Genomic DNA, 20,343 nt, shown 5'->3' with positions numbered 1-20,343 from the left:
AACAATGTTTCATGCACGGCATTCGGTCATTTCTTCATTTAAAAATATCCATACTTAAATATCGTTCACCATTATCCGGTGCAATGCATAATACTCGTTTGCCACTTCCAAGACGACGGGCTTCCTGCAGGGCAGTCCAGACAGAGGCACCTCCTGAAGGTCCAATCAATATACCTTCCTTCGAAGCCAAATCCTTCATGGTGGAAATCGCATCTTCATCTGCCGCTTGAACGATTTCATCAAATACCTCTGTATTTAAAATGTTGGGGATAAAACCAGGGCTCGTACCCACTAACTTATGAGGACCAGGCTTTCCGCCGGAAAGAACTGGGGAACCCTTAGGCTCGACAACAACAACCTTTAACTCCGGCAGATGTTCTTTTAAGGCTTCACCTGTACCGGTTATCGTTCCTCCCGTTCCAGCAGTAGCGACAAACACATCCAGGTTTCCATCCATCTGATCCAGAATCTCGACTGCTGTCGTCACTCTGTGAATATCAGGATTGGCTTGGTTTTCAAATTGCTGCGGAATAAAACTATTCGGAATCTCTGCAGCAAGTTCCTCAGCTTTACGAATGGCTCCAGGCATCCGCTCTGATGCAGGGGTGAGGACAACTTCCGCTCCGTATGCCTTTAAGATATTGATTCTTTCTTTCGACATATTATCTGGCATGACCATAATGGCACGATACCCCTTTGCCGCGGCATTCATAGCAAGCCCAATTCCTGTATTCCCTGATGTTGGCTCTATGATCGTGGCCCCGGATTGAATGATACCATCCAATTCAGCCTGCCTAATTAAGTTGAAGGCAGCCCGGTCTTTTACGCTGCGGCTCGGATTGAAATATTCAAGTTTCACAAATACTTCAGCGTCATCCTCCGCTGTTAAATGATTAATCCTTACAACAGGTGTATCTCCTATCAATTCAGTGATATTATTAACGATTTTTACCGTCATTCAAAAAATCCTCCTTCGATCCATACACTTCCTACCTTTTACTCAGGTTTATTATATCATTTATGATTTTTCATTTTAAAGAGAGAATTCCTCTAGTATAAATAGGTTTTATTTTCATTCTTTCCAAACTTAAAGGAAGAAACCATGAAATTAGTTCGATTTTGTTATTTTCCATCATTTTTCAAGATATTCAGCTACTTATCAATATTCCCTGTCTTAATACATTCCCCCACATAACAATAGTCAAAATTGACAGATAATGATAAAATTTTTATAACAGTACCTATCTTTAGATAAAAGACAGCATTATTATTGACAAGGGAGTTTTTGAAAATGAGCAAAATATACAAATTAACCGTTTTTGAACCGTCAGGGGAAAAACTATTGGATGAATCATTTACAGCCGAGAATGATGAAAAAGCAAAAGAATTGGGACAAAATCTATTAAAGGAAAAAAACTATCAAGATCAAACACATCGCTGTACATCACCTTCAGGCGCTTTATTGCTTTTTCATCGCTGATTGGAAGTAGAAGCGCAATCACTAAAAATATGATCAAGTTTCCCGCATCTTCCTTTTACTCTATATAGAAAGGCCGTCACAATAACGTGATGGCCTCGTGTAGACAAACTCGATGAAAACTCAGTTTTCCTGCAGTTTTTTTATTTAAAAAACGTTGATTTCAGAAATCCGCTCCCTTTCCGCCGACTGTCTGCCAAGCCTCCTCGCCGTAAACGTCTCCGGGGTCTCGTCTAGCCAGTTATTCGGCAGGAGTGTCGCAAATTTCTTCAATCCAATGAGGATTACAGTAAAAAAACCATAAAGACCGGAGCACTTTATTCGACCTACCCCGCACTTAATTCGACCGTTCATGAATTTTTTACGACCTTCACCTCACTATTTCGGACTTCGAGCCCCTTTTGTCTAAAGCAAAGGCCGTCACTAAAAAATGACGGCCGTTTTCATTCATTTTCCGATGAAGTTCGGTTTTCTTTTTTCCACGAAAGCTTTTATTCCCTCTTGGTGGTCCGCTGTTTGGCGCATTTTCATCTGAGCAGCTTTTTCAATCTCAAGGATCTTAATTAATAGTGGGCGATTTTTTTCACTAAGGATCTTTTTCGTTTTAATCATGGCCTGAACCGGGCTTTGCAGCCATGATTGCACTTTCTTCTCTACCGCATGTTCCAACGTTCCTTCTGCCACTTCATGAATGAGGCCCTTTTCTTTTGCTTCAAGCGCTGTAAGCACTTTACCCTCCCAGATCAATTCTTTCGCACCCACTTCACCAAGACGGCGTTCAAGGAAAAAGTGTCCGCCGCCATCAGGGATTAATCCAATCCCGATAAAATTCATCGCAACCTTACTTTCCGAATCGGCAATAAGGTGATCGGTTGCAAGAGCTATACTCAACCCAAGCCCTGCAGCTGCACCATGAATGGCACTGATGGTCAATTTAGGCATGAAGTATAGAGTGGTCACCAATTCACTGATTCCATCCATCAGTTCATCGAAAGCGTTTTCTTTTCCAGGCGAGAGCATCATCTTAATGTCACCACCTGCGGAAAATGCTTTCCCATTCCCTTTTATAATGACGACGTCCACTTCATCATTCTCACTTACTTCCTTAAGGGCATTAATGAAATCATGCAGCATTTTCGGATTTAAGGCATTCATGGCCTCTGGACGGTTCATTGCAACAGTAGCCGTCCTGTCCGAATATGTGATTAAAACAGTGCCAGAAGGTGATGTCGATTCAATACTCAATTTATTTCCTCCTCTTTCGTTCTATTACTCTATTATATATTTTTCTTCAATTAACAGAATAGGTAGAAAAGTTACAATTAAACAAATATAGCATTATTTATTGATATATTTATCCTGAAGCTGATCACGCAATGCCCTTTTCAAGAACTTCCCAACACCCGTTTTAGGGATTTCATCCAAAAAGACCACTTCATCGGGCAGCCACCATTTTGCAAACTGCGGCTTTAAAAATTCTATGATGTCCTCCTGGGACACTTGACCCTTGTATGCGTCCTTCAAAACAACACAGGTAATCGGCCGTTCTTGCCATTTTTCGTGAGGCACTGCAATTACCGCCGCCTCAAAGATTGCTTCATGGGCCATTAATGCATTCTCTATATCTACGGAAGAAATCCACTCACCGCCGCTTTTTATCAAGTCCTTGGTCCGGTCGACGATTTTCACGAATCCTTCTTCATCAATCGTGACAACATCCCCCGTATACAGCCAGCCATCTTTAAACGTATCCTCTGACCGCTCATCCTTAAAATACTCATTCGCTATCCAAGGACCCCTGATCAGCAATTCGCCCATTTCTTTTCCATCAGGTTTCACTTCGCCATCCTGACCGATCACTTTAATTTCTATCATTGGTGAAACAAGGCCCTGCTTGGCCTTCAACTCATAAAGTTCTTCTTCAGGGAGATCTTCCTGATAGCTTTTTGGTTTGGATACAAATACGAGCGGGCTTGTTTCAGTCATTCCATAGGCATGCAGGAACGGTATCCCATACTTTTGTTCAAAGGTTTTAATCATGCTTTTCGGAGCAGCCGACCCTCCGCATAAAACAGCACGAATGCTGCTCGTATCATGGCTGCCTTCTTCTAGCTCCTTCAATAAGCCCAGCCATATCGTCGGAACCCCTGCTGCGATTGTAACCTTCTCCGTTTCTATAAGCTCAGCCAAAATCTTTGGTGTGAAATAAGGTCCCGGCAAAACCATCTTCGTTCCAAACCAAACACTGGCAAAAGGCATGCCCCAGGCATTCACATGAAACATGGGCACGACAGGAAGTGCCACATCACGTTCGCTTAATGCTGTAGAATCGGCAAGCCCCAGTGCAATCGCATGCAACAAAATTCCGCGATGTGAATAAACCACACCTTTTGGATTCCCGGTCGTGGCCGAAGTATAACATATGCCGGCAGGTGCATTTTCATCCAAGGTTTGAATGAATGGCTGTTTCGGATTCCCTTCGGCTAATAATTTTTCATAATGATAAATAGGTGAAAGGGTCGTTTCAGGCAGCTCATCTTTATCCGTCATTATGATATAACCTTCCACTGTCGTTAACTCATCTTTAATTGCTTCCAAAAGGGGGATGACATCCGGGTCTATCAATAATAATCGATCCTCCGCACTATTGACGATATAAGAAACATGTTGAGGAGACAGACGCATATTGATTGTATGTAGGACAGCACCATGACAAGGAATCGCAAAATAAGCTTCTAAATGCCGATGATGGTTCCAGGCAAGTGTTCCAATACGGTCACCTGTTTGAATACCGAATTTTTCAAGATTACTGGTCAGCCTTCTTGTACGCTCAGCAATCTCAGCATATGTAAATGTGTGAATTCCACCATCCGTACGCGAAACTACCTCTTTCTTCGGAAAATATTTTTCAGCTCTCTCAATGATTTGAGTCATGATCAATGGAGTATCCATCATTACAATCTCCCCCTTATATTAAAAGCATCCTCATTATATATTCGACCAGAAAAAAAATAATCCTTTTTCCCTAGATGCCATTTACGATTATTTTGAATCAGGCTTTATCTAGATGAAATTTTTAAATCAGTTTGACGACAAAGAGAGGATTCGGAAAGGGAGCGGATTTCTGAAACGACTGGAACGTTTTTTAAATAAAAAACTGCAGGCAATCTCGCTCTTTATGGGTTTTTATTGTTTTATGAAACCCTCATTGGATTGAAGAAATTTGCGACACTCCTGCCGAAAAACTGGCTAGACGAGACCCCGGAGACGTTTACGGCGAGGAGACTTGGCAGGCAGTCGGCGGAAAGGGAGCGGATTTCTGAAATCAACTGGAACGTTTTTTAAATAAAAAACTGTAGGCAATCTCGCTTTCTTCGATTTGAAAAGATCAAACCGGTATATAACGGAATCATTTCTTAGGAGCGTAATCTGAGAAGTTATTTTTAAACCATTCAAATTTAGCGGTGCAGTTCGATGGTATATTTTTTATGTTTCTTTCTAGAAAAAAGAGGAAATAGTAAAGATACAATTATATTTAGAGGGAGCTCATTTATGGTAAACAAAATAAACGAAGAACTGGAAGCTTATTGCGCGAGTGAATATTCAAAGCTATCACGGGTGATCGTCTGTGAACCACGTTATATGGAAATCCGGGAGATCATTAACGAAACACAAAAAGAGTTTCAAGAAGAAAATATCGATCAGGCACTTGCCTTTAAGCAGCATGCCCAATTTATAAAGGCTCTTGAACATGAAGGGATTGAAGTCATAAAACTTCCGCCACAATTTACATATCCAGAACAAGTTTTCACGAGGGATATCGGTTTTACTCTTGGCAATACCGTATACGTTGCTGAATTGGCAACAGGTATCAGGCAGGGTGAAGAACAAATATTGAAATCCTGGCTCGAAACGAATGGTATTTCATATTTCAACCTCCTCAAAAATCATATTGAGGGCGGGGATGTCCTTATTGACGGAAAGACCATCTATATTGGAATCAGTGAAAGAACGGATGAAACATCCGTCAAGCATCTTCAAACCCTATTACCGGAATACGATGTCATCGCGATTCCTTTCATTGAAACATTCCTTCATTTAGATTGTGTTTTCAATATCATATCACCGACAGAGGCGCTTATTTTTCCGGAGTCCTTTACGAAAAAAGAGATGGATATATTAGCTTCACGTTATGACATGATTGAAGTGACTAAAGAAGAACAATTCACATTAGGAACCAACGTGCTTTCAATTGGGAATAAAAAATTATTCAGTCTACCATGTAATAAACAGGTAAATCGTCAGCTTCGTGAACGTGGATACGAAGTCATTGAAGTCGATATAAGCGAAATCATCAAGTCCGGTGGCTCTTTCCGCTGTTGCACCATGCCACTTTTGAGGACAACGAGTAAGAAGACTGATTCAGCCTGAGCAGATGAAAGAAACCGGACTTGTATGGAAGTCCGGTTTCTTTCTCCTTTTTTAAACATTGAACAGGAAGGATTATCGGTTTAATTCTTTTTTTAATGCCTCGATTCCATCCATTACAGTTTTTAAATTTTCAACATCATTCAAGCTGTTTCTTGCATGCAGCAAAACCGGTCTAACTGATTCCACCGAACGTCCAAACTCGTACATCCATCCAAATCGAGGAACCATCCAAGTATGAAAATGGTGGGAAGTATCCTCATTGTAAAAATAATAAACGTGTTTTACCCCTAATACTTCCCTTTGAGCTTTTCTAATCCTGGCTAATAAGTTTATGTAATCAACCTTTTCTCGTTCATTTAATTCATCAAAGCACATAATATGGCGTTTAGATGCTAATATCACTAAACCTTCAATGGGGTATGCAACGTCTTGGTGAGCATGAAAATATTCAGATTCGACTATTACACCACCCTCTGCTTCTACTTCCCCACTTGTCAAAGCACAGCTTAAACATTCAACTTCCACCATTTTTCCATTAAATAAAGTAATTTCCCTCATAAGCCCCTCCAAAAGATTACCCCATAAAAAGCTGGCTACTCGGTCACATGTGAATTCTAAATGCAATAAAAAAATGCTTTTCTGGAGGTTTTTGAAAGTATAGGTCTTGCCTTTCTCCTCCTTTTCATTAATGCAGAAGTCTTAATATAGTTTCAGAATCCTTTTTATTTAACTGTGCATACTGGCTATGTTCATCCTTCGTCAATTCTACAATATTTTCATCAGTATTAACCCAAACATAATATACAGCTATTTTACCTTCGCTTTTTTCATCATTAAAATAAAAGATGAAGTCCGCCTTAGGATGATCCTTCTCCAATGCGAATTGTTCCCAATCAGCATTCTTTACTATTTCTTTTGTTTTTTCTGTTTTCCCCATTTCTATCTTTTCTTTATATGCTTCGAATTTGTAGTTTTTACCTTCATATTTTTGGACGGAAATATGTTCTTGCTTTGTTGTACAACCTGAAGCTAACGTTATTGATAATAGGCCAAGTGCAACTAGCAGCTGTTTCCTTTTCATCATATGTCATCTCCTCATACCCTAATGGATTAATTATCCAATATATTTTCATTATACTAGTCCACACAAAAGAGTAATAGGAATGTTTGTCAATTAATTAACAGCAAAAAACCCCTCAAGCTTTTAGCTTAAGAGTTCATGAACCCTGTATCTCTTGGGCATATGTCCGGCATTCAACCAAACCAAACAGAGCTACTCGCTTCAATTGCATTTATTCCGATTATCATCTGACAATTAAAGCCCTTAAAAAGAAATTAATAATTGATAATCCTTTCCTTTGTGAAAAGACCTACCTAAAATTTGATAATATTGAATTATCCTTGCTATAATTTCATGAGATAGCGTTTAGAAAAACAAGATTGAAAGGGGAATGTAAAATGAATTATGTAAAAAATCAGCTAACGGTCATGCGCAGTAATCTTTTAAAAGAAATCGAGGGAATCAATCCAGAGTTTATGGATGTACAGCCTGAAGGTTTTAATAATACAATCCATTGGCACCTTGGACATGTCCTTACTGCAGCCGAAAATTTTTTATTGAAATCCAACAGTGAATTGCCAGCGAATTACAGCCAACTATTCGGATATGGTTCAAAACCAGCGGACTGGAACGGGGACGTACCTACCGTTGAATTATTAAAGCAACAGCTGCATGAGCAACTTGATCGACTTCTTGAAATTCCGGAAGAACGATTGACAGAAAAGACAGCACAGCCTTTCAACGGAATGGAAACAGTGGGGGAATTCATTAATTTTGTAGTGCTCCACGAAACCAATCATATTGGACAAATTCACGCAATGAAACTCTTTATACAATCCAATAACTGATTAAGCCATAACTGTCACTCTGTTTTCTTGAAAAAATGTGTGGCAGTTTTTTAATTTACCAGTCAAATATCCTGTTTTAACACTAATGGCTTCTGATATGTAAGTATGGGCGCGTTTACACGTGAGTTTCGAGCTTTTACTCGTGAGTTTCGACCAAATACTCGTGAATTCCGCGCTTTTACTCGTGAGTTTCGACCAAATACTCGTGAATTCCGCGCTTTTACTCGTAAATATAATCAAAAGGAGCCCCCGCTTTTTAAGCGAGGGCTTTCATCTGTTCATTCTCTTTCCGTAAAAGCGAAGTAAACGCCTCTTCATGTCATCTGGTCCTGGTTATACATATAATCACTGTATGCTTTTTCCGCTGCGGCTTCCGAAGTGAACAAAGCATCATCATCCTCAATCGTATGAAATGTATCGTTCAGGAACAAGGCAACTGCATTGGGGTCTTTGGGATGCGGAACAATTTCCGCTGCCCTTATATTCGAAACGGTGGGAACATGGGGATTATTATAAATCACAAACACCTCATCACCGACTTGCACTTCTTTTGCATTAATTACACCCATTGGATTCTTCCTTTCCAGTACTGATTTTCCTTTAGTTTATGGAAAGAAGCTTATAATTATTTATGAAATAAAACAGGCCTCGCAAGCAGCATTATCTGAATGGGGCCCCTTCTATATGAAGGAGCCCCGACATTCACTTAAGCATATTCATCTTTTGTAAAAATTCGATTGGATGCTGTTTCCGGAAAAATTCCCTCAGCATATAGGCAACACCATCTTGATCATTGGAGCGCGTCACCCATTTTGCCACTTTCCTTACTTCCTCATCCGCATTTCCCATGGCAACTCCCAGACCAGAACCGGCAATCATCTCCATATCATCCAATCCATCACCAATCGAGACGATTTCCGTTCTTCTCACCTCTAAATGGTCAGCTAAATACAATACACCACTCCATTTAGAAACCCCCTTCGGAACGATTGTCATTTTATGTCCCGGATGTAATATTACATCCACTTCAGGGAACATTTTCTTTATCAATTTCAACATATCATTTCGATCAATTTTTTCTGAAAATATTACATCCATCTTCGTCGGGGCCATCGGCTGGTCAATAAGCTCTTCACTGATATCGTCGACATAATTTTGAGCATAAATATTTTGATCATTCAAATACATAACCGATTTACCTAGCAAATTCTCCGGAAGGTTCACCCGATTGCCCAGCGAGTACTTTTCATGAATGAGCAATATTTGGCACGTGGTCTTTTCAAGCATTTGCACGAGCTCTACAGTCAGTTCTTCCGATATTCTTTTTACCATTATCGGCTTTTCTATTGAAGCTCCGACAAAGGCTCCTTGCTGAGCAACGATCATTGGATTTATTTTTAGGGCTTTGGCCACTTTTTTTGCTGAGTGATAGTTTCTTGACGTCACAAGTGCAACATGGACACCTTTTTGGTGAACATAATCTATTGCTTCTTTAGTCGATTTATTTAAACGGCCATTCGACTGGAGCAATGTCCCGTCGATATTGACCGCAAGTAGTCGATATACCATGCTGATCTCCCCCATCTGTAATATCCTCTTTCAAATTTATGACTAAAATTTCGGGAATAGAACAAATAGTGGTTCACGACCCCTTGCACTGGTGCATTCAGGGAACAAAAAAACCCCCAACCATTATAGAAGGGAGTCTCCAACTGCTTATTGCTGTTGTTCAGGCAAGCCATATAAATCTTCAAGCGGCTTCATGATAATTTTATTGAGGTCTGCAATGACCATGCTCATCCGTTGTTCAGCTTCCATCAATTGTGAAATGGTTGGGTTTTGTTGGACAAGCTGTACCGTCTTTTGTGCTTGCTCAACTTCTTCCGGTGAAATCTCCTGTCCCATCATTTGCTTTTGCTGCAATGACATTTGCAGATTACGGAAGTTTTCAAACATTCCTTTTGTTGCTTCATCAGAATTGACAAGATCATATAAGCGTTGCAAATCGGCATATTCATTACTTGCCCTAATCGCCTTTTCCATTTCATACGCTGCATCATATACGTTACTCATTTATTTCCCCTCCCGGTAATCATTGTATTCATACACCTTTTCCACTATAACAAATCCGATTGAGAATTACACGTCATCCCTATTAAAACAGTTACGAAACCTTGAAATAAACCGATGATTCTACCCCCTTTCCTCAATCGACACCGTAAATGACGAAACCTGTTCTTCCACGATATCTCCAAATACAGTTTTGTGTGAAAAATTAAGTACTCGGCACCTTTTTCCACGAAGGACGAGACGCCCTTTTAGACAATGGTGTCCGGGAAATTGGCATCAATTCTCGAACCGGCTCTCTTCATTCCCAATTGATCAAGCAATTGTGCAGTACTTTTTTCCATGTACAATGCTTTCTTTACTTCTGCCTTCACGAAAATTTTCATATTCTGTATAGAGGCATCATTAGCAATTTGCCTAATTGTTTGGCTAACTCATCCAGCCGCTTCGGAATCAACCCTGGTGTCAACGGCAGCTGTTGCCCGAAAGAATAGATTGGTTTATAAGGTCTGAACAGCATTCTGATAGCTAATTAATTAGTGAAGCACTTATTACAGTACCTCAAAGACCATAAACAGTATCTTCACCCAAAACTCACCCTTGAATTTCTCCTTTTATTGCTTGAAATAAAGGCTTGATGACACCTTCTAATAAAAAAAACATAGAATGTGTTATCCACATTTGCCCATCATTTACTTATAAAAGGATATCAAACTTAGTGCAAACGGGGAATTATTATGAACCTTAACCATCAGAAAGTTTTCATTACGGTAAATTCCGTAGAGACTAGAAAGAAGGCGCTACTGTTTATCGAAGAAAAACTATTTGAGGAATGGGGCCTTCAATTTGGAGAACCCTTAACGATCATTGCTGGATGCCGTTCCGTCCCGGTACTTGTCCAGCCATTCCCGTCATCCCAGCCTACATTGAAACTTTCATATGATATGAACCAAATTTTATCCTTACCCGTTTTTTCCAATCCAATCTCCGTCTCATACCATGCGGAAGGAAGGTCAATTAAAATAGGCCCATTCTTCGCTTCACTCATGAACCAGACCCCGTTGCAAGACGGGACATTCGGCGAGATGGAAAAATTTTATCAGGAAATGAAATCATATTGTAATCAGCAGGGCATCCCCTTCTATTTAGTAAAACTGCAGTCTCTTCAAGATGGGGTTGTGGAAGGCTACCTGCCTGGACAAAATGGCTGGCAAACCTTTCCCCTCCCCATTCCTGATGTAATTTATAACCGGATACATTCGCGCAAACTTGAGGAATCGCATTCTTTCAACCTGTTTAAAACTGAACTGGGGGAACGGTCGATACCGATGTTCAATGGAAGGTTCCTCTCCAAACATCATGTACATGAGCTGCTAATCTTAGAAGATGAGCTGTTGCCAAATTTGCCAGAGACGATCCTTTTTAACGAAAAGGAATCTTTCTTGACTTTTATAGATAGGCATTCGGTAATCTACTTTAAACCTTCAGCAGGCAGCCAAGGCAGGAATATTTGCAGATTAACGCAAGTAGCTGGAAAATGGAAAATCGAGCAATCTGGACATCTCCAGAATGTACATTTTGCTGATACGGATGAAAAGTTGTATGAAACGTTAAAAAGATTGTCCAGAAAACGATCCTTCATTCTTCAAAAAGGGATTTCCCTATTCGAAATCGATCAGAGAAAAGTTGATTTCCGCATACTTCTTCACCGGAACGATCAGCTTGAATGGAAAGTTTCATCAATGGTTGCCCGGATTGGGGACCCTGGTACAATCGTTTCCAATCTTGCACAAGGCGGATTGATGAAAAATGGGCCGGATTTTCTAAAGGAGGCATTTGACCTTCAGGGCGCCAGCCGCATATATCAAAAGCTCGTACGGCTGTCTAAAAATACTGCCCAGGCCTTGGTTGAAAACCATGACGATTCATTCGGTGAGCTAGGGATCGATTTAGCACTGGATACCGATACACATCCATGGATCATCGAAGTGAATTCAAAACCTTCGAAAAAATTTCAAGGCAACTATGAAACCTTTCGTCCATCAGTAAAATCCATCATAGATTTCATGCTTGCCCTTAACCGCGAAAACCATCCATAAAAAGGAGTTGCTAGCTCGTGTTAATAGGATTAATGGCCGCGTCGGATACACATGAAAACAACTACTTCACGGAAATAGCCAAAACCGCGAAATCATTTAATATGAAAGTTTGTAAATTCTCACCTGAAAATATTGATATGAATCTGAAAAAAGTGCGTGGCGAGCGCTTTGATGCCGAGAATGAAACTTGGATTGCCACATCTTTTGATTTACCTGATTTTGTATATGATCGCTGTTTTCACGGATTAGTTCGTGAATCAACGGAAACGCGACACAAAATCGATTGGTTAAAGGATAACTCGAATTTCTTAGGACTGGGCCTTCCTGGTAAGTGGGAAGTGTACCAAATCCTAAAAAACCATCCACACCTGCAGGCATTTTTTCCAGAGACCGTACAAGTGACGACACCTGAAGATATTACCGGTCATTTGGAACGACTGGATAAAATCATCATCAAACCTGAATTCGGTGCAGGCGGTACAGGAATCTATCTCCTTTCAAAAACCGAAGACGGCACTTTGGTATCCATGACGAAAAAGGGCACCAAATATGACCGCCCATTCTCCTCCAAATCTCAGCTTAACAAATGGCTGCAGCATTTATTAAATCGATACCGTTACCTTTGCCAGCCATATTTGGAACTTTGCAACCAAAATAACGAGCCATTCGATTTACGGATTTTCCTTCAAAAAAACGAGAAGAATCAATGGATGGAACGGGGCCGCGGAATTCGTACAGGACAAAAAGACGGAATTACTTCAAATCTTGCCACAGGCGGGGAAGCCATTCCATTAGAGACTTTCAACAAAAGAAACCCGGAAACGATTTCGATTGCTGTCGAACAAAAGATTCAGCATATCCTTCGCACCCTGCCCGTAGAAACCGAAGCTGTCTTTGAAAGATTATTCGAATTGGGGATTGATCTAGGCATCGATAAAAAAGGCCAATTATGGATCATGGACATTAACTCGAAGCCTGGAAGGAAAATCATTCAGGCACTACAGCCGGAGACCATGAAAGATATTCATCGCGCACCATTTCAATATAGCCAGTATTTATCCGAACATCTTCAGAAAGCAGGTGAATAGAAAGTGAGAAAGACTTATCCTGCCGAAATTGCCGCTATCCCTGGCAATGTTCTCTACTACCCTTCAGAGCTTGGAGATTTGGCAGAGATTGAATTAATTTATTTCGGACGGCATTCATGTCCTGCCATCGTCAAACAAAACCCAGCCGTCAATCAGTCAATCGTCCTATCGGAAAGTCTTGCGGAATCCCTAATATTCGATCATACCGATATTCCCCTTCATTTATTCATTTACGGCAAGAGCATCCATATCGGACCGCTTGTCGGAATATTTTCCTCAGGCTTCACTGGCCTTTCAAACAAACCATTAGGGGAGAGATCGGAATTTTTCGCAAAGCTACTTTCGCTTAGCAGGACAACAGGCTGTATCCCCTTTGTTTTTGGAGAGAATGTAATCAATTGGGATGAGGAGACAATCAAAGGCTATGTGTTTGATAACGATTACTGGCATATTGATGAATTTCCTTTTCCTAATGTCATCTATGACCGTCTCCCAAATCGGTTGACGGAAAACCGCGATGGACCTAAAGAAGTGAAGCAAAAATTCCAAAAAAAATATACCATACCATGGTATAATCCTGGATTTTTCAATAAATGGGATGTAAATGAAAGGCTATGCGCAGATGAGCGGGCACTGCCTTATTTGCCGGAAACGTATCCATTTCAATCCATGTCCGTGGTGGAAACCCTTCTTTCCCATTACCGGCAAGTTTATATAAAGCCCATTCATGGCAGCCTCGGTCTAGGGATTCACCAAATTCTTTATGATAAGCATGAGGATGTTTACTATTGTCGCTATACAAATGAAGCAAAAGAAAATAAACTGCAAAAATTCCCCACATTGGAATCCATCGTTAAACATATTTTTCACGACCGACCGCTTGAGAATCTTATCGTGCAGCAGGGCATCCCATTAATTCGATTTGAAAAACGTCCAGTGGATTTCCGGGTCCATACGAACAAGGACAGTAATGGAAAATGGCAGGTAACCGCGATCGCCGCAAAAATCGCCGGCGCCGGCAGCGTCACGACCCATATTAAAAGCGGGGGTGTCATCAAAACGGTTGCCGAACTGTTTGGAGATGACGATGAGGCGAAAGAAGTCGAACGAAAGCTATCGGAAGCCGCGCTGATTTTAAGTGACAGTATAGAAAAGAACTTGGACGGCATCATTGCAGAAATAGGATTTGATTTTGGATTGGATAAAAAAGGGCAGGTTTGGATGTTTGAAGCCAATTCCAAACCTGGACGTTCCATATTCACCCATCCAAAACTCAAGGATTTCGAATTGCTGACCAGAAAGCTAAGCCTTGATTATGCCATTTATCTTACGGAACAAACGATTACGAAATCAATCAGTGTGCCGCGATGAACATTTTTTACGATATCCCCACTGAAAATTGGTACCACAATCATGAGAATGCTGAACTTTTCGCCGGCTCTGCCGAAGAGGAAATCAGCTATAAAAAGGACCATTCGAATCAACCCCTAATTCCAATCACGATATTTCCGGGTAACCGGATGCTTGCCGTCGGAATTTTAACTGTTTCCAATCCCAAAAAGGAATCAGGTTTGGGAGGAAACCTGACCCTTTTTCGGGACCTATCATTATATTTATTAAAACATGGAATATTAGCGTATGTATTCACAGGAAATGCCCTTCATCCCGATTCGTTGAGGGGGTATGTTTTTTCCTCCATTTCAAACAAGTGGATCGAATGTAAAGTACCCTTCCCTGACATCGTCTATAACCGTATCCCCTCGAGGAGCTATGAGGCGTCAGAGGAATTCCAACATCTTATCACACACTTTAAAGATTACCGAATGAATCTATTCAACCCCTGTTTTATAGATAAATATGTGATGTTCGAAGCATTAAATGAAGATGGATTCCTCACAAATCACCTTCCACCCACAACGGTCTTACGGAACAGCGATTGCCTTTATGCTTTCCTGGAGACCTACAGGCATATATACCTTAAACCCTGCAAAGGAAGCCAAGGGAAGGGCATTTATACCATAATCAAAAATGATGATGATACACTATTGTTCAATAGCTTAAAGCATAGTGAGTCCTTCCCGGATTTCGCATCATTCTGGGAAACAAAAAAAAGGGATTTATTAATAAGGAGCTATCTTGCTCAACAGGCGATCAGACCAAAAAAACTTTTTGGACATCGTTATGATTACCGGATTCTCGTCCATTATGAAAAAGGTTTTTATAAAGTGACCGGTAAAGCGGTAAGGATGTCACAAACTCAGGAAATCACCACCCACACTCCCCGAGGTGGTAAGCTTTTTCCTTATCAAGACCTGCAATCAAGAAGCCTGAATCTAAAATTAGCGAATATCGCCCAAAAATGCGGAGAGATACTATCGAAAAAAATCGGGTTTCTCGGAGAGTTTTCCATTGATATAGGGGAAGACGAATCGGGCTCGCTCTTCATATATGAAGTGAACTCAAAGCCCATGCAATTCGATGAGGTGGAAATTGAAACAAACAGGCTTTTGCATTTAAAAAATCTTTTTATTGAATTAACTTTTCCCAACCTGACAATAAAATAACACCTCCAGCTGCCGTTTTCCATTATAATTAAATGAGAAACTGTATATATGGAGGTAATACATATGATCACTCATTTTCAATGGGCACCATTGCATAAGAATCTGCCAGGATGGAGAATTTCCTTTTATTTCAACAAGCAGGCAGTCCAAGCCTTGTATCATAAAGATGGATCCATCGAGTGGACAGCCAACCCGCCTTCCGAAACAGATGAAACCAAACTCAAAAGCATGATACATGATTTAATGATCTTCCATGTATATGAATGAACCTAATCAGAATAAAAAAAACTCCTTTGCCTAAACTAAAGAAAAGGCTAGGAGGGATTAATTTTGGATAAAGAAAAAATGACATTTTTGAAGGATACCGAATATGATGGCAAGGACTCCGTTTACCTGGATATCGACCGTATCATCAATGAAGGAATGGCGGGCGGAAATGTGTATGAAGTCGCAAACCTTCAGAACATCGAAGAAGCACATGATTTTTATGATGAAACAGATCCCAACGAAAATAAATAAATTATGTGGGCTCTCTTATGGAGAGCTCTCCTTTATTACTTATCCCGTTCATCTCCCGCTTGCACTGCATTCCCCCTATAAAAAGTCCGTCTTTTATAAGTAATCAAGAAAAACAACTTCCTGGATGGAAGTTGTTTGAGTGACAATTAGAAAACCCAGACAGTTAAACGGATAACATTCAAATATTTCCATTATCCCTGGCACTCAAAATATTTTCTTTTAATATCGATGTAACGATATGCTCTGAATCCCATTCATGCCCAGATATCTCGATAAGGGGATAGCGATTCGGTAAAACGACCTGCTGGATTTCATGAACGGTCAGCCCTTGAGAATGCAAGCGTAAAATTTCACCTTGGAGGTTTTCCAAATAATCCAGCTTTTTCCGAAACATGTCCTTCCCATCAGGGACATGCCCAGCATGGCAGCAAAACACTTCCCCAAAGTCATATTGAAGTAATCTTTTAATGGAATCGATGATGACCGGGACAGACTCTTCCCGTAAGACAAGCTTTGTTTTTGGTGTTACGAAAAGGTCTCCTGAAAAGAGCATGCCACTATTGTGATTCAAATACACCATATGGTCCTTTGCATGACCAGGGGTAAAAATCGGCTCCCACGTTTGGGTGCGGGAATGAATGGCCTTCCCTACCGGCTCAGCTTTAAAGGCGTCTCTCTTTCCCCAGAAAATTTTACGATATTCAGGATATACAGCATCCTTTGCACAAACCTCAACCGACATCGGGTGAATGAAAAGCGGGACCTTTTTATGTTCCTGTATCCATGCAGCGCCCCCGGTATGGTCTTCATGATAGTGAGTCAGGGCCACTGAGTCGAAGTCTGCGGTCTCATAGAATGGAATAAGCTCTTCCAATAAAATCTGTGCGCCAGTATCTATCAATAGACCATCCGTTAAAAAGACATAAACACTCATCCCCGATTTGTTCCCGCCAGGAGTCCCGTTCACACAAACCACATCATTTATCGTGTTAATCTCTAACATTCAATTGCCTCCCCATCATTACACAAAAATAGTTTCATCTTCCTTTTTTTAACTTTACTATAATAAATGTATTACCACTTCACCTTTTTGACAAGGAAATTTTGGAATAATTAACCTGGACGTAAATGCTGGATTATTGCATAATAGCCCTTTTTTCACGAATCATTTTAACGGACCTTACTAAATTTTAATAACAAAAAATCATCCCAAAATTTCAGAAACGATTGACATTGTCGAATTTTATAAATAATATAGATTATATTAAAAAACTTGAAATATTCTAAAATAATAATTTACTTATCAAGAGTGACGGAGGGATCAGGCCCTGCGATGTCCGGCAACCGCCCTTAGGGAATGGTGCCACTTCCTGCAGAATGATTGCATTCTGAAAGATAAGACGAGATATAATTTCGCTGCCTCTTTCTGAATGATAGAGGCAGTTTTTTAATGTTTAAGGGGGGAAAGCTCATGATTGAAATCCGTTCAGTCCGAAAGGAATACGTCTCGAAGAAAAACCGAGTTATCGGAGTGGATAACGTATCTTTAACCATTCAAACTGGAGAAGTGTATGGAATTGTCGGCTACAGTGGAGCTGGAAAAAGCTCATTACTCCGCTGCTTGAATTTGCTTGAACGTCCGACAGGTGGAAATATCATCATCGACGGCATTGATTTAACCTCTTTATCAAGTAAAGAGCTACGTAAACAACGTCAAAAAATCGGAATGATATTCCAACACTTTTCACTGGTCAGTTCAAAAACCGTTTATGAAAATGTCGCTTTCGCCTTAAAGGCCGCGCATCGATCGAAGGATGCCATCAGGTTACGTGTATTGGAATTGTTGGAAATCGTAGGGCTCAGCGATAAGAAAGATGTCTATCCGGCGCAGCTTAGCGGTGGACAGAAGCAACGGGTAGGCATAGCCCGTGCCTTAGCAAATAACCCCACTGTACTATTATGTGATGAAGCGACTTCAGCCCTTGATCCAACAACTACAAAAGCGATTTTACAATTATTGAAAAAGATAAGCAGTAAGATTGGCATCACCATCGTGTTGATTACACATGAAATGGAAGTGGTCAAAGAACTATGCCACCGTGTCGCCGTCATGCAGGATGGCCGTGTAATTGAAGAAGGTTCCGTTTATGAAATATTTTCACAGCCTAAGCAGGAGTTAACGAAGCAATTCATTAGCAGTGTTCTGGATTTCGAACTCCCTCCGCACTTGATTGAAGAAAGTAGAGGTACGATCATTAAAATTCAATTCGAAGGGCAAACCGCCGGTGAGTCGATCCTTTCGGATACTCTCCAATCCCATTCAGTAAAGGGTAATATTTTACACGGTAAAATTGAGTATATCCAGGATGTCCCTTTAGGCATTTTAATCATCGAGTTATTAGGCGATGCCGCTCAAATTCATTCGGCATTGCAATATATAAAAAATCGTTCCAGTTCTGTGGAGGTGTTAAAACATGTCACTGCTTGATTCCATCGTCAATATTTTACCTGATCTTAATAAAGCCTTTCTTGAAACGATTTATATGGTCGGCGTTTCCCTTGCAGTAGCCCTGCTGATCGGTTTACCGCTTGGAGTATTGCTGTTTACGACAACAAGGAATTTATTTTTTGAGAATAGCATCGTGAATCGATCTCTAGGATTCGCAGTCAATATTGTACGTTCAATCCCGTTCATCATTCTTTTGGTCGCCCTCCTTCCTTTAACGGATCTTCTAACTGGATCGACGATAGGGCCAAGAGCGGCTTCTGTATCCCTGTCGGTGTCCGCAATACCTTTTTTTGCAAGAATCGTTGAAACGGCATTACGTGAAATAGACAGAGGAGTGATTGAAGCTGCAATTGCCGTAGGTGCCACTCCATGGATGATCATTAAGGATGTACTTCTTCCAGAGGCAAAACCGGGTATCATTCAAGGACTGACATTAACGACCATTTCGCTTATCGGTTACTCAGCAATGGCAGGGACAATCGGCGGAGGCGGAATTGGCGACCTGGCCATCCGATACGGTTATTACCGTTATGACAATACAGTCATGATCACGACGATCGTCGTGCTGATCTGCCTTGTGCAAATCATTCAAATGGTTGGTGACAAGGCCTCATATATAGTTAACAAACGATAGTGATCAGTCATTTTTCAATGATTCAATACATTTCATTACTCAGGAGGAATTTCAAATGAAGAAAATAGCTTCGTTATTATCAGTCTGTGCACTTGCCCTTGGCTTGACAGCATGCGGGAGCGATGATGCATCCCCAAAAACTGAAGACAAAAAAGAATTGAAGATCGGGGCGACTACCGGGCCCTACGCCGATATGGTTAAAGAGGCCATCAAACCAGGTCTGGAAGATCTCGGTTACAAAATAGAGATCGTCGAATTCACCGACTATATCCAGCCGAATAAGTCCCTTGGCAACCATTCGATCGACGCCAACCTCTTCCAGCATAAAGTATACATGGATAACTTCGCTAAAGAAAATGATTTAAAGCTTTCCGACCTTATCATAGTTCCAACAGCACCAATGGGCATATATTCGAACAAGTATAAATCATTGAAAGAAATTAAAGACGGTACATCCCTTGCAGTGCCCAATGATCCGGTTAACCTCGCACGTGCACTTAAAGTGCTGGTGGATGAAGGGTTGATTGAAGTCGATCCAGATGTCGACCCTTTAAAAATATCTGAAAAGGATGTAACGAAAAATCCAAAAAACATCCAACTCAAACCATTGGAATCCGCTCAATTGCCTCGGGCAACAGACAGTGTTGACCTATCAGCGGTCCCTGGCAACTTCGCTCTTGCAGCGAAAATGGACCTCCAGGATGCCCTTGTTTTAGAAAAAATGCCGGATATGTATCGAAACGTTGTTGCAGTGAATACAAAAGATGTAGACTCCCAATTTGCCAAGGATATTAAATCAGTAGTGGAATCCGACCAGTTCGAAAAAGTCATCGATGACAAATTTGCCGGATTCGGAAAACCAGACTGGATGAATTGATCAAATAATCGAGGCCTGCTTCCCCTTTATTGGGAGCAGGCCTTTCATTAAGGAAAAAGTGGCGGCCGCCATGGAAAACCCTAAAATCCTTACAAACCACGCAAGCAGATCCACGGACTAAAAAAGCGATGGGGTTTTTAGTACATCGCTTTTTTAATTCCTTCAAGTTG

22 protein-coding genes, 1 pseudogene and 1 riboswitch are annotated in these 20,343 nt (G+C 40.8%); of the genes and pseudogenes, 12 read left to right on the top strand and 11 right to left on the bottom strand.

Going from position 1 to position 20,343, the window contains the following annotated elements; translation table 11 throughout:
• Nucleotides 1-34 precede the first annotated feature (34 nt).
• The gene (gene cysK, locus FNK51_RS09020; RefSeq protein WP_141993104.1) at nucleotides 35-958 is read right to left on the bottom strand and encodes a cysteine synthase A; all 924 of its coding nucleotides are present in this window, start codon (nucleotides 956-958) and stop codon (nucleotides 35-37) included.
• 333 nt (nucleotides 959-1,291) lie between these two features.
• On the opposite strand from cysK, the gene FNK51_RS09015 reads away from it, so the two are divergent.
• Entirely contained in the window at nucleotides 1,292-1,480 is a 189-nt protein-coding gene (locus tag FNK51_RS09015; RefSeq protein ID WP_098371372.1) for a YhzD family protein, read from the top strand.
• 144 nt (nucleotides 1,481-1,624) lie between these two features.
• Here FNK51_RS09015 and FNK51_RS09010 read toward each other — a convergent pair whose 3' ends face one another.
• The 3 genes from FNK51_RS09010 to FNK51_RS09000 all read right to left on the bottom strand — a co-directional run bounded on the left by FNK51_RS09010 (nucleotide 1,625) and on the right by FNK51_RS09000 (nucleotide 4,432).
• On the bottom strand, nucleotides 1,625-1,831 hold the full coding sequence (locus FNK51_RS09010; RefSeq protein ID WP_141993103.1) for a hypothetical protein: 207 nt from the start codon (nucleotides 1,829-1,831) through the stop codon (nucleotides 1,625-1,627).
• A 93-nt stretch (nucleotides 1,832-1,924) separates the two neighbouring features.
• On the bottom strand, nucleotides 1,925-2,722 hold the full coding sequence (locus FNK51_RS09005; protein WP_141993102.1) for an enoyl-CoA hydratase: 798 nt from the start codon (nucleotides 2,720-2,722) through the stop codon (nucleotides 1,925-1,927).
• Between the two features lie 93 nt (nucleotides 2,723-2,815).
• A complete protein-coding gene (locus FNK51_RS09000; RefSeq protein WP_141993101.1) occupies nucleotides 2,816-4,432 on the bottom strand; it encodes a long-chain fatty acid--CoA ligase in 1,617 nt (538 codons plus the stop codon).
• Between the two features lie 597 nt (nucleotides 4,433-5,029).
• Between FNK51_RS09000 and FNK51_RS08995 the strand changes: the two genes are divergently transcribed.
• Entirely contained in the window at nucleotides 5,030-5,908 is an 879-nt protein-coding gene (locus tag FNK51_RS08995) for a dimethylarginine dimethylaminohydrolase family protein (RefSeq protein ID WP_181762228.1), read from the top strand.
• Between the two features lie 72 nt (nucleotides 5,909-5,980).
• On the opposite strand, the gene FNK51_RS08990 is transcribed toward FNK51_RS08995, so the two are convergent.
• Together FNK51_RS08990 and FNK51_RS08985 are read right to left on the bottom strand one after the other, a co-directional pair.
• Complete coding sequence (locus FNK51_RS08990) at nucleotides 5,981-6,466, bottom strand: HIT family protein (protein WP_141993100.1); 486 nt, start codon at nucleotides 6,464-6,466, stop codon at nucleotides 5,981-5,983.
• A 127-nt stretch (nucleotides 6,467-6,593) separates the two neighbouring features.
• Nucleotides 6,594-6,992 carry a hypothetical protein gene (locus FNK51_RS08985; protein WP_098372508.1) on the bottom strand — a complete coding sequence of 133 codons (399 nt, stop codon included), beginning with the start codon at nucleotides 6,990-6,992 and terminating at the stop codon, nucleotides 6,594-6,596.
• A gap of 374 nt (nucleotides 6,993-7,366) precedes the next feature.
• Between FNK51_RS08985 and FNK51_RS08980 the strand changes: the two genes are divergently transcribed.
• Nucleotides 7,367-7,816 carry a DinB family protein gene (locus FNK51_RS08980; RefSeq protein ID WP_098372509.1) on the top strand — a complete coding sequence of 150 codons (450 nt, stop codon included), beginning with the start codon at nucleotides 7,367-7,369 and terminating at the stop codon, nucleotides 7,814-7,816.
• Between the two features lie 314 nt (nucleotides 7,817-8,130).
• On the opposite strand, the gene FNK51_RS08975 is transcribed toward FNK51_RS08980, so the two are convergent.
• From FNK51_RS08975 to FNK51_RS08960, 4 genes and pseudogenes are all read right to left on the bottom strand, one after another.
• The gene (locus FNK51_RS08975) at nucleotides 8,131-8,385 is read right to left on the bottom strand and encodes a transcriptional regulator SplA domain-containing protein (protein WP_098372631.1); all 255 of its coding nucleotides are present in this window, start codon (nucleotides 8,383-8,385) and stop codon (nucleotides 8,131-8,133) included.
• Nucleotides 8,386-8,518: 133 nt separating this feature from the next.
• On the bottom strand, nucleotides 8,519-9,385 hold the full coding sequence (locus FNK51_RS08970; protein WP_098372632.1) for a Cof-type HAD-IIB family hydrolase: 867 nt from the start codon (nucleotides 9,383-9,385) through the stop codon (nucleotides 8,519-8,521).
• Between the two features lie 147 nt (nucleotides 9,386-9,532).
• Entirely contained in the window at nucleotides 9,533-9,889 is a 357-nt protein-coding gene (locus FNK51_RS08965; protein WP_098372510.1) for a YlbF/YmcA family competence regulator, read from the bottom strand.
• Nucleotides 9,890-10,289: 400 nt separating this feature from the next.
• A pseudogene (locus tag FNK51_RS08960) lies at nucleotides 10,290-10,415 on the bottom strand (DUF445 family protein); the annotation flags it as partial.
• A 205-nt stretch (nucleotides 10,416-10,620) separates the two neighbouring features.
• On the opposite strand from FNK51_RS08960, the gene FNK51_RS08955 reads away from it, so the two are divergent.
• The 6 genes from FNK51_RS08955 (at nucleotide 10,621) to FNK51_RS08930 (ending at nucleotide 16,153) form a co-directional block, all read left to right on the top strand.
• Nucleotides 10,621-11,982 carry a YheC/YheD family endospore coat-associated protein gene (locus FNK51_RS08955; RefSeq protein WP_141993098.1) on the top strand — a complete coding sequence of 454 codons (1,362 nt, stop codon included), beginning with the start codon at nucleotides 10,621-10,623 and terminating at the stop codon, nucleotides 11,980-11,982.
• Nucleotides 11,983-11,999: 17 nt separating this feature from the next.
• Nucleotides 12,000-13,070, top strand: a complete 1,071-nt coding sequence (locus FNK51_RS08950) for a YheC/YheD family endospore coat-associated protein (RefSeq protein WP_098372514.1) — start codon at nucleotides 12,000-12,002, stop codon at nucleotides 13,068-13,070.
• Between the two features lie 3 nt (nucleotides 13,071-13,073).
• The gene (locus tag FNK51_RS08945; protein WP_141993097.1) at nucleotides 13,074-14,441 is read left to right on the top strand and encodes a YheC/YheD family endospore coat-associated protein; all 1,368 of its coding nucleotides are present in this window, start codon (nucleotides 13,074-13,076) and stop codon (nucleotides 14,439-14,441) included.
• A complete protein-coding gene (locus FNK51_RS08940) occupies nucleotides 14,438-15,634 on the top strand; it encodes a YheC/YheD family endospore coat-associated protein (protein WP_141993096.1) in 1,197 nt (398 codons plus the stop codon). Before FNK51_RS08945 ends, FNK51_RS08940 begins: the two co-directional genes overlap by 4 nt.
• 63 nt (nucleotides 15,635-15,697) lie before the next feature.
• Nucleotides 15,698-15,901, top strand: a complete 204-nt coding sequence (locus tag FNK51_RS08935; RefSeq protein WP_076367323.1) for a YheE family protein — start codon at nucleotides 15,698-15,700, stop codon at nucleotides 15,899-15,901.
• Nucleotides 15,902-15,964: 63 nt separating this feature from the next.
• Entirely contained in the window at nucleotides 15,965-16,153 is a 189-nt protein-coding gene (locus FNK51_RS08930; protein ID WP_076367325.1) for a hypothetical protein, read from the top strand.
• Between the two features lie 178 nt (nucleotides 16,154-16,331).
• On the opposite strand, the gene FNK51_RS08925 is transcribed toward FNK51_RS08930, so the two are convergent.
• Complete coding sequence (locus FNK51_RS08925; protein ID WP_141993095.1) at nucleotides 16,332-17,156, bottom strand: MBL fold metallo-hydrolase; 825 nt, start codon at nucleotides 17,154-17,156, stop codon at nucleotides 16,332-16,334.
• Nucleotides 17,157-17,450: 294 nt separating this feature from the next.
• Nucleotides 17,451-17,555, top strand: a riboswitch (SAM riboswitch).
• A gap of 69 nt (nucleotides 17,556-17,624) precedes the next feature.
• Between FNK51_RS08925 and FNK51_RS08920 the strand changes: the two genes are divergently transcribed.
• From FNK51_RS08920 to FNK51_RS08910, 3 genes are read left to right on the top strand one after another with little or no spacing between them, the layout of a single operon-like run.
• Nucleotides 17,625-18,641: a methionine ABC transporter ATP-binding protein gene (locus tag FNK51_RS08920; RefSeq protein ID WP_141993094.1), complete on the top strand. Its 1,017-nt coding sequence runs from the start codon at nucleotides 17,625-17,627 to the stop codon at nucleotides 18,639-18,641.
• The gene (locus FNK51_RS08915; protein WP_098372520.1) at nucleotides 18,628-19,296 is read left to right on the top strand and encodes a methionine ABC transporter permease; all 669 of its coding nucleotides are present in this window, start codon (nucleotides 18,628-18,630) and stop codon (nucleotides 19,294-19,296) included. Before FNK51_RS08920 ends, FNK51_RS08915 begins: the two co-directional genes overlap by 14 nt.
• Before the next feature lie 55 nt (nucleotides 19,297-19,351).
• Nucleotides 19,352-20,173, top strand: a complete 822-nt coding sequence (locus FNK51_RS08910; protein ID WP_141993093.1) for a MetQ/NlpA family ABC transporter substrate-binding protein — start codon at nucleotides 19,352-19,354, stop codon at nucleotides 20,171-20,173.
• Nucleotides 20,174-20,343 lie beyond the last annotated feature (170 nt).

The sequence above is a fragment of the Bacillus sp. B4EP4a genome, from assembly GCF_006680105.1.
Classification (GTDB): Bacteria; Bacillota; Bacilli; order Bacillales; family DSM-1321; genus Peribacillus; species Peribacillus simplex_E.
This window is presented reverse-complemented; position numbering and strand designations above follow the sequence as displayed.

Excerpts from the sequence above, each read along its gene's own strand:
- cysK (WP_141993104.1), bottom strand. The coding sequence starts at position 958 with ATGACGGTAAAAATCGTTAATAATATCACTGAATTGATAGGAGATACA.
- FNK51_RS09015 (WP_098371372.1), top strand. The coding sequence starts at position 1,292 with ATGAGCAAAATATACAAATTAACCGTTTTTGAACCGTCAGGGGAAAAA.
- FNK51_RS09010 (WP_141993103.1), bottom strand. The coding sequence starts at position 1,831 with ATGAACGGTCGAATTAAGTGCGGGGTAGGTCGAATAAAGTGCTCCGGT.
- FNK51_RS09000 (WP_141993101.1), bottom strand. The coding sequence starts at position 4,432 with ATGATGGATACTCCATTGATCATGACTCAAATCATTGAGAGAGCTGAA.
- FNK51_RS08995 (WP_181762228.1), top strand. The coding sequence starts at position 5,030 with ATGGTAAACAAAATAAACGAAGAACTGGAAGCTTATTGCGCGAGTGAA.
- FNK51_RS08990 (WP_141993100.1), bottom strand. The coding sequence starts at position 6,466 with ATGAGGGAAATTACTTTATTTAATGGAAAAATGGTGGAAGTTGAATGT.
- FNK51_RS08985 (WP_098372508.1), bottom strand. The coding sequence starts at position 6,992 with ATGATGAAAAGGAAACAGCTGCTAGTTGCACTTGGCCTATTATCAATA.
- FNK51_RS08980 (WP_098372509.1), top strand. The coding sequence starts at position 7,367 with ATGAATTATGTAAAAAATCAGCTAACGGTCATGCGCAGTAATCTTTTA.
- FNK51_RS08975 (WP_098372631.1), bottom strand. The coding sequence starts at position 8,385 with ATGGGTGTAATTAATGCAAAAGAAGTGCAAGTCGGTGATGAGGTGTTT.
- FNK51_RS08970 (WP_098372632.1), bottom strand. The coding sequence starts at position 9,385 with ATGGTATATCGACTACTTGCGGTCAATATCGACGGGACATTGCTCCAG.
- FNK51_RS08965 (WP_098372510.1), bottom strand. The coding sequence starts at position 9,889 with ATGAGTAACGTATATGATGCAGCGTATGAAATGGAAAAGGCGATTAGG.
- FNK51_RS08955 (WP_141993098.1), top strand. The coding sequence starts at position 10,621 with ATGAACCTTAACCATCAGAAAGTTTTCATTACGGTAAATTCCGTAGAG.
- FNK51_RS08940 (WP_141993096.1), top strand. The coding sequence starts at position 14,438 with ATGAACATTTTTTACGATATCCCCACTGAAAATTGGTACCACAATCAT.
- FNK51_RS08935 (WP_076367323.1), top strand. The coding sequence starts at position 15,698 with ATGATCACTCATTTTCAATGGGCACCATTGCATAAGAATCTGCCAGGA.
- FNK51_RS08925 (WP_141993095.1), bottom strand. The coding sequence starts at position 17,156 with ATGTTAGAGATTAACACGATAAATGATGTGGTTTGTGTGAACGGGACT.
- FNK51_RS08920 (WP_141993094.1), top strand. The coding sequence starts at position 17,625 with ATGATTGAAATCCGTTCAGTCCGAAAGGAATACGTCTCGAAGAAAAAC.
- FNK51_RS08915 (WP_098372520.1), top strand. The coding sequence starts at position 18,628 with ATGTCACTGCTTGATTCCATCGTCAATATTTTACCTGATCTTAATAAA.
- FNK51_RS08910 (WP_141993093.1), top strand. The coding sequence starts at position 19,352 with ATGAAGAAAATAGCTTCGTTATTATCAGTCTGTGCACTTGCCCTTGGC.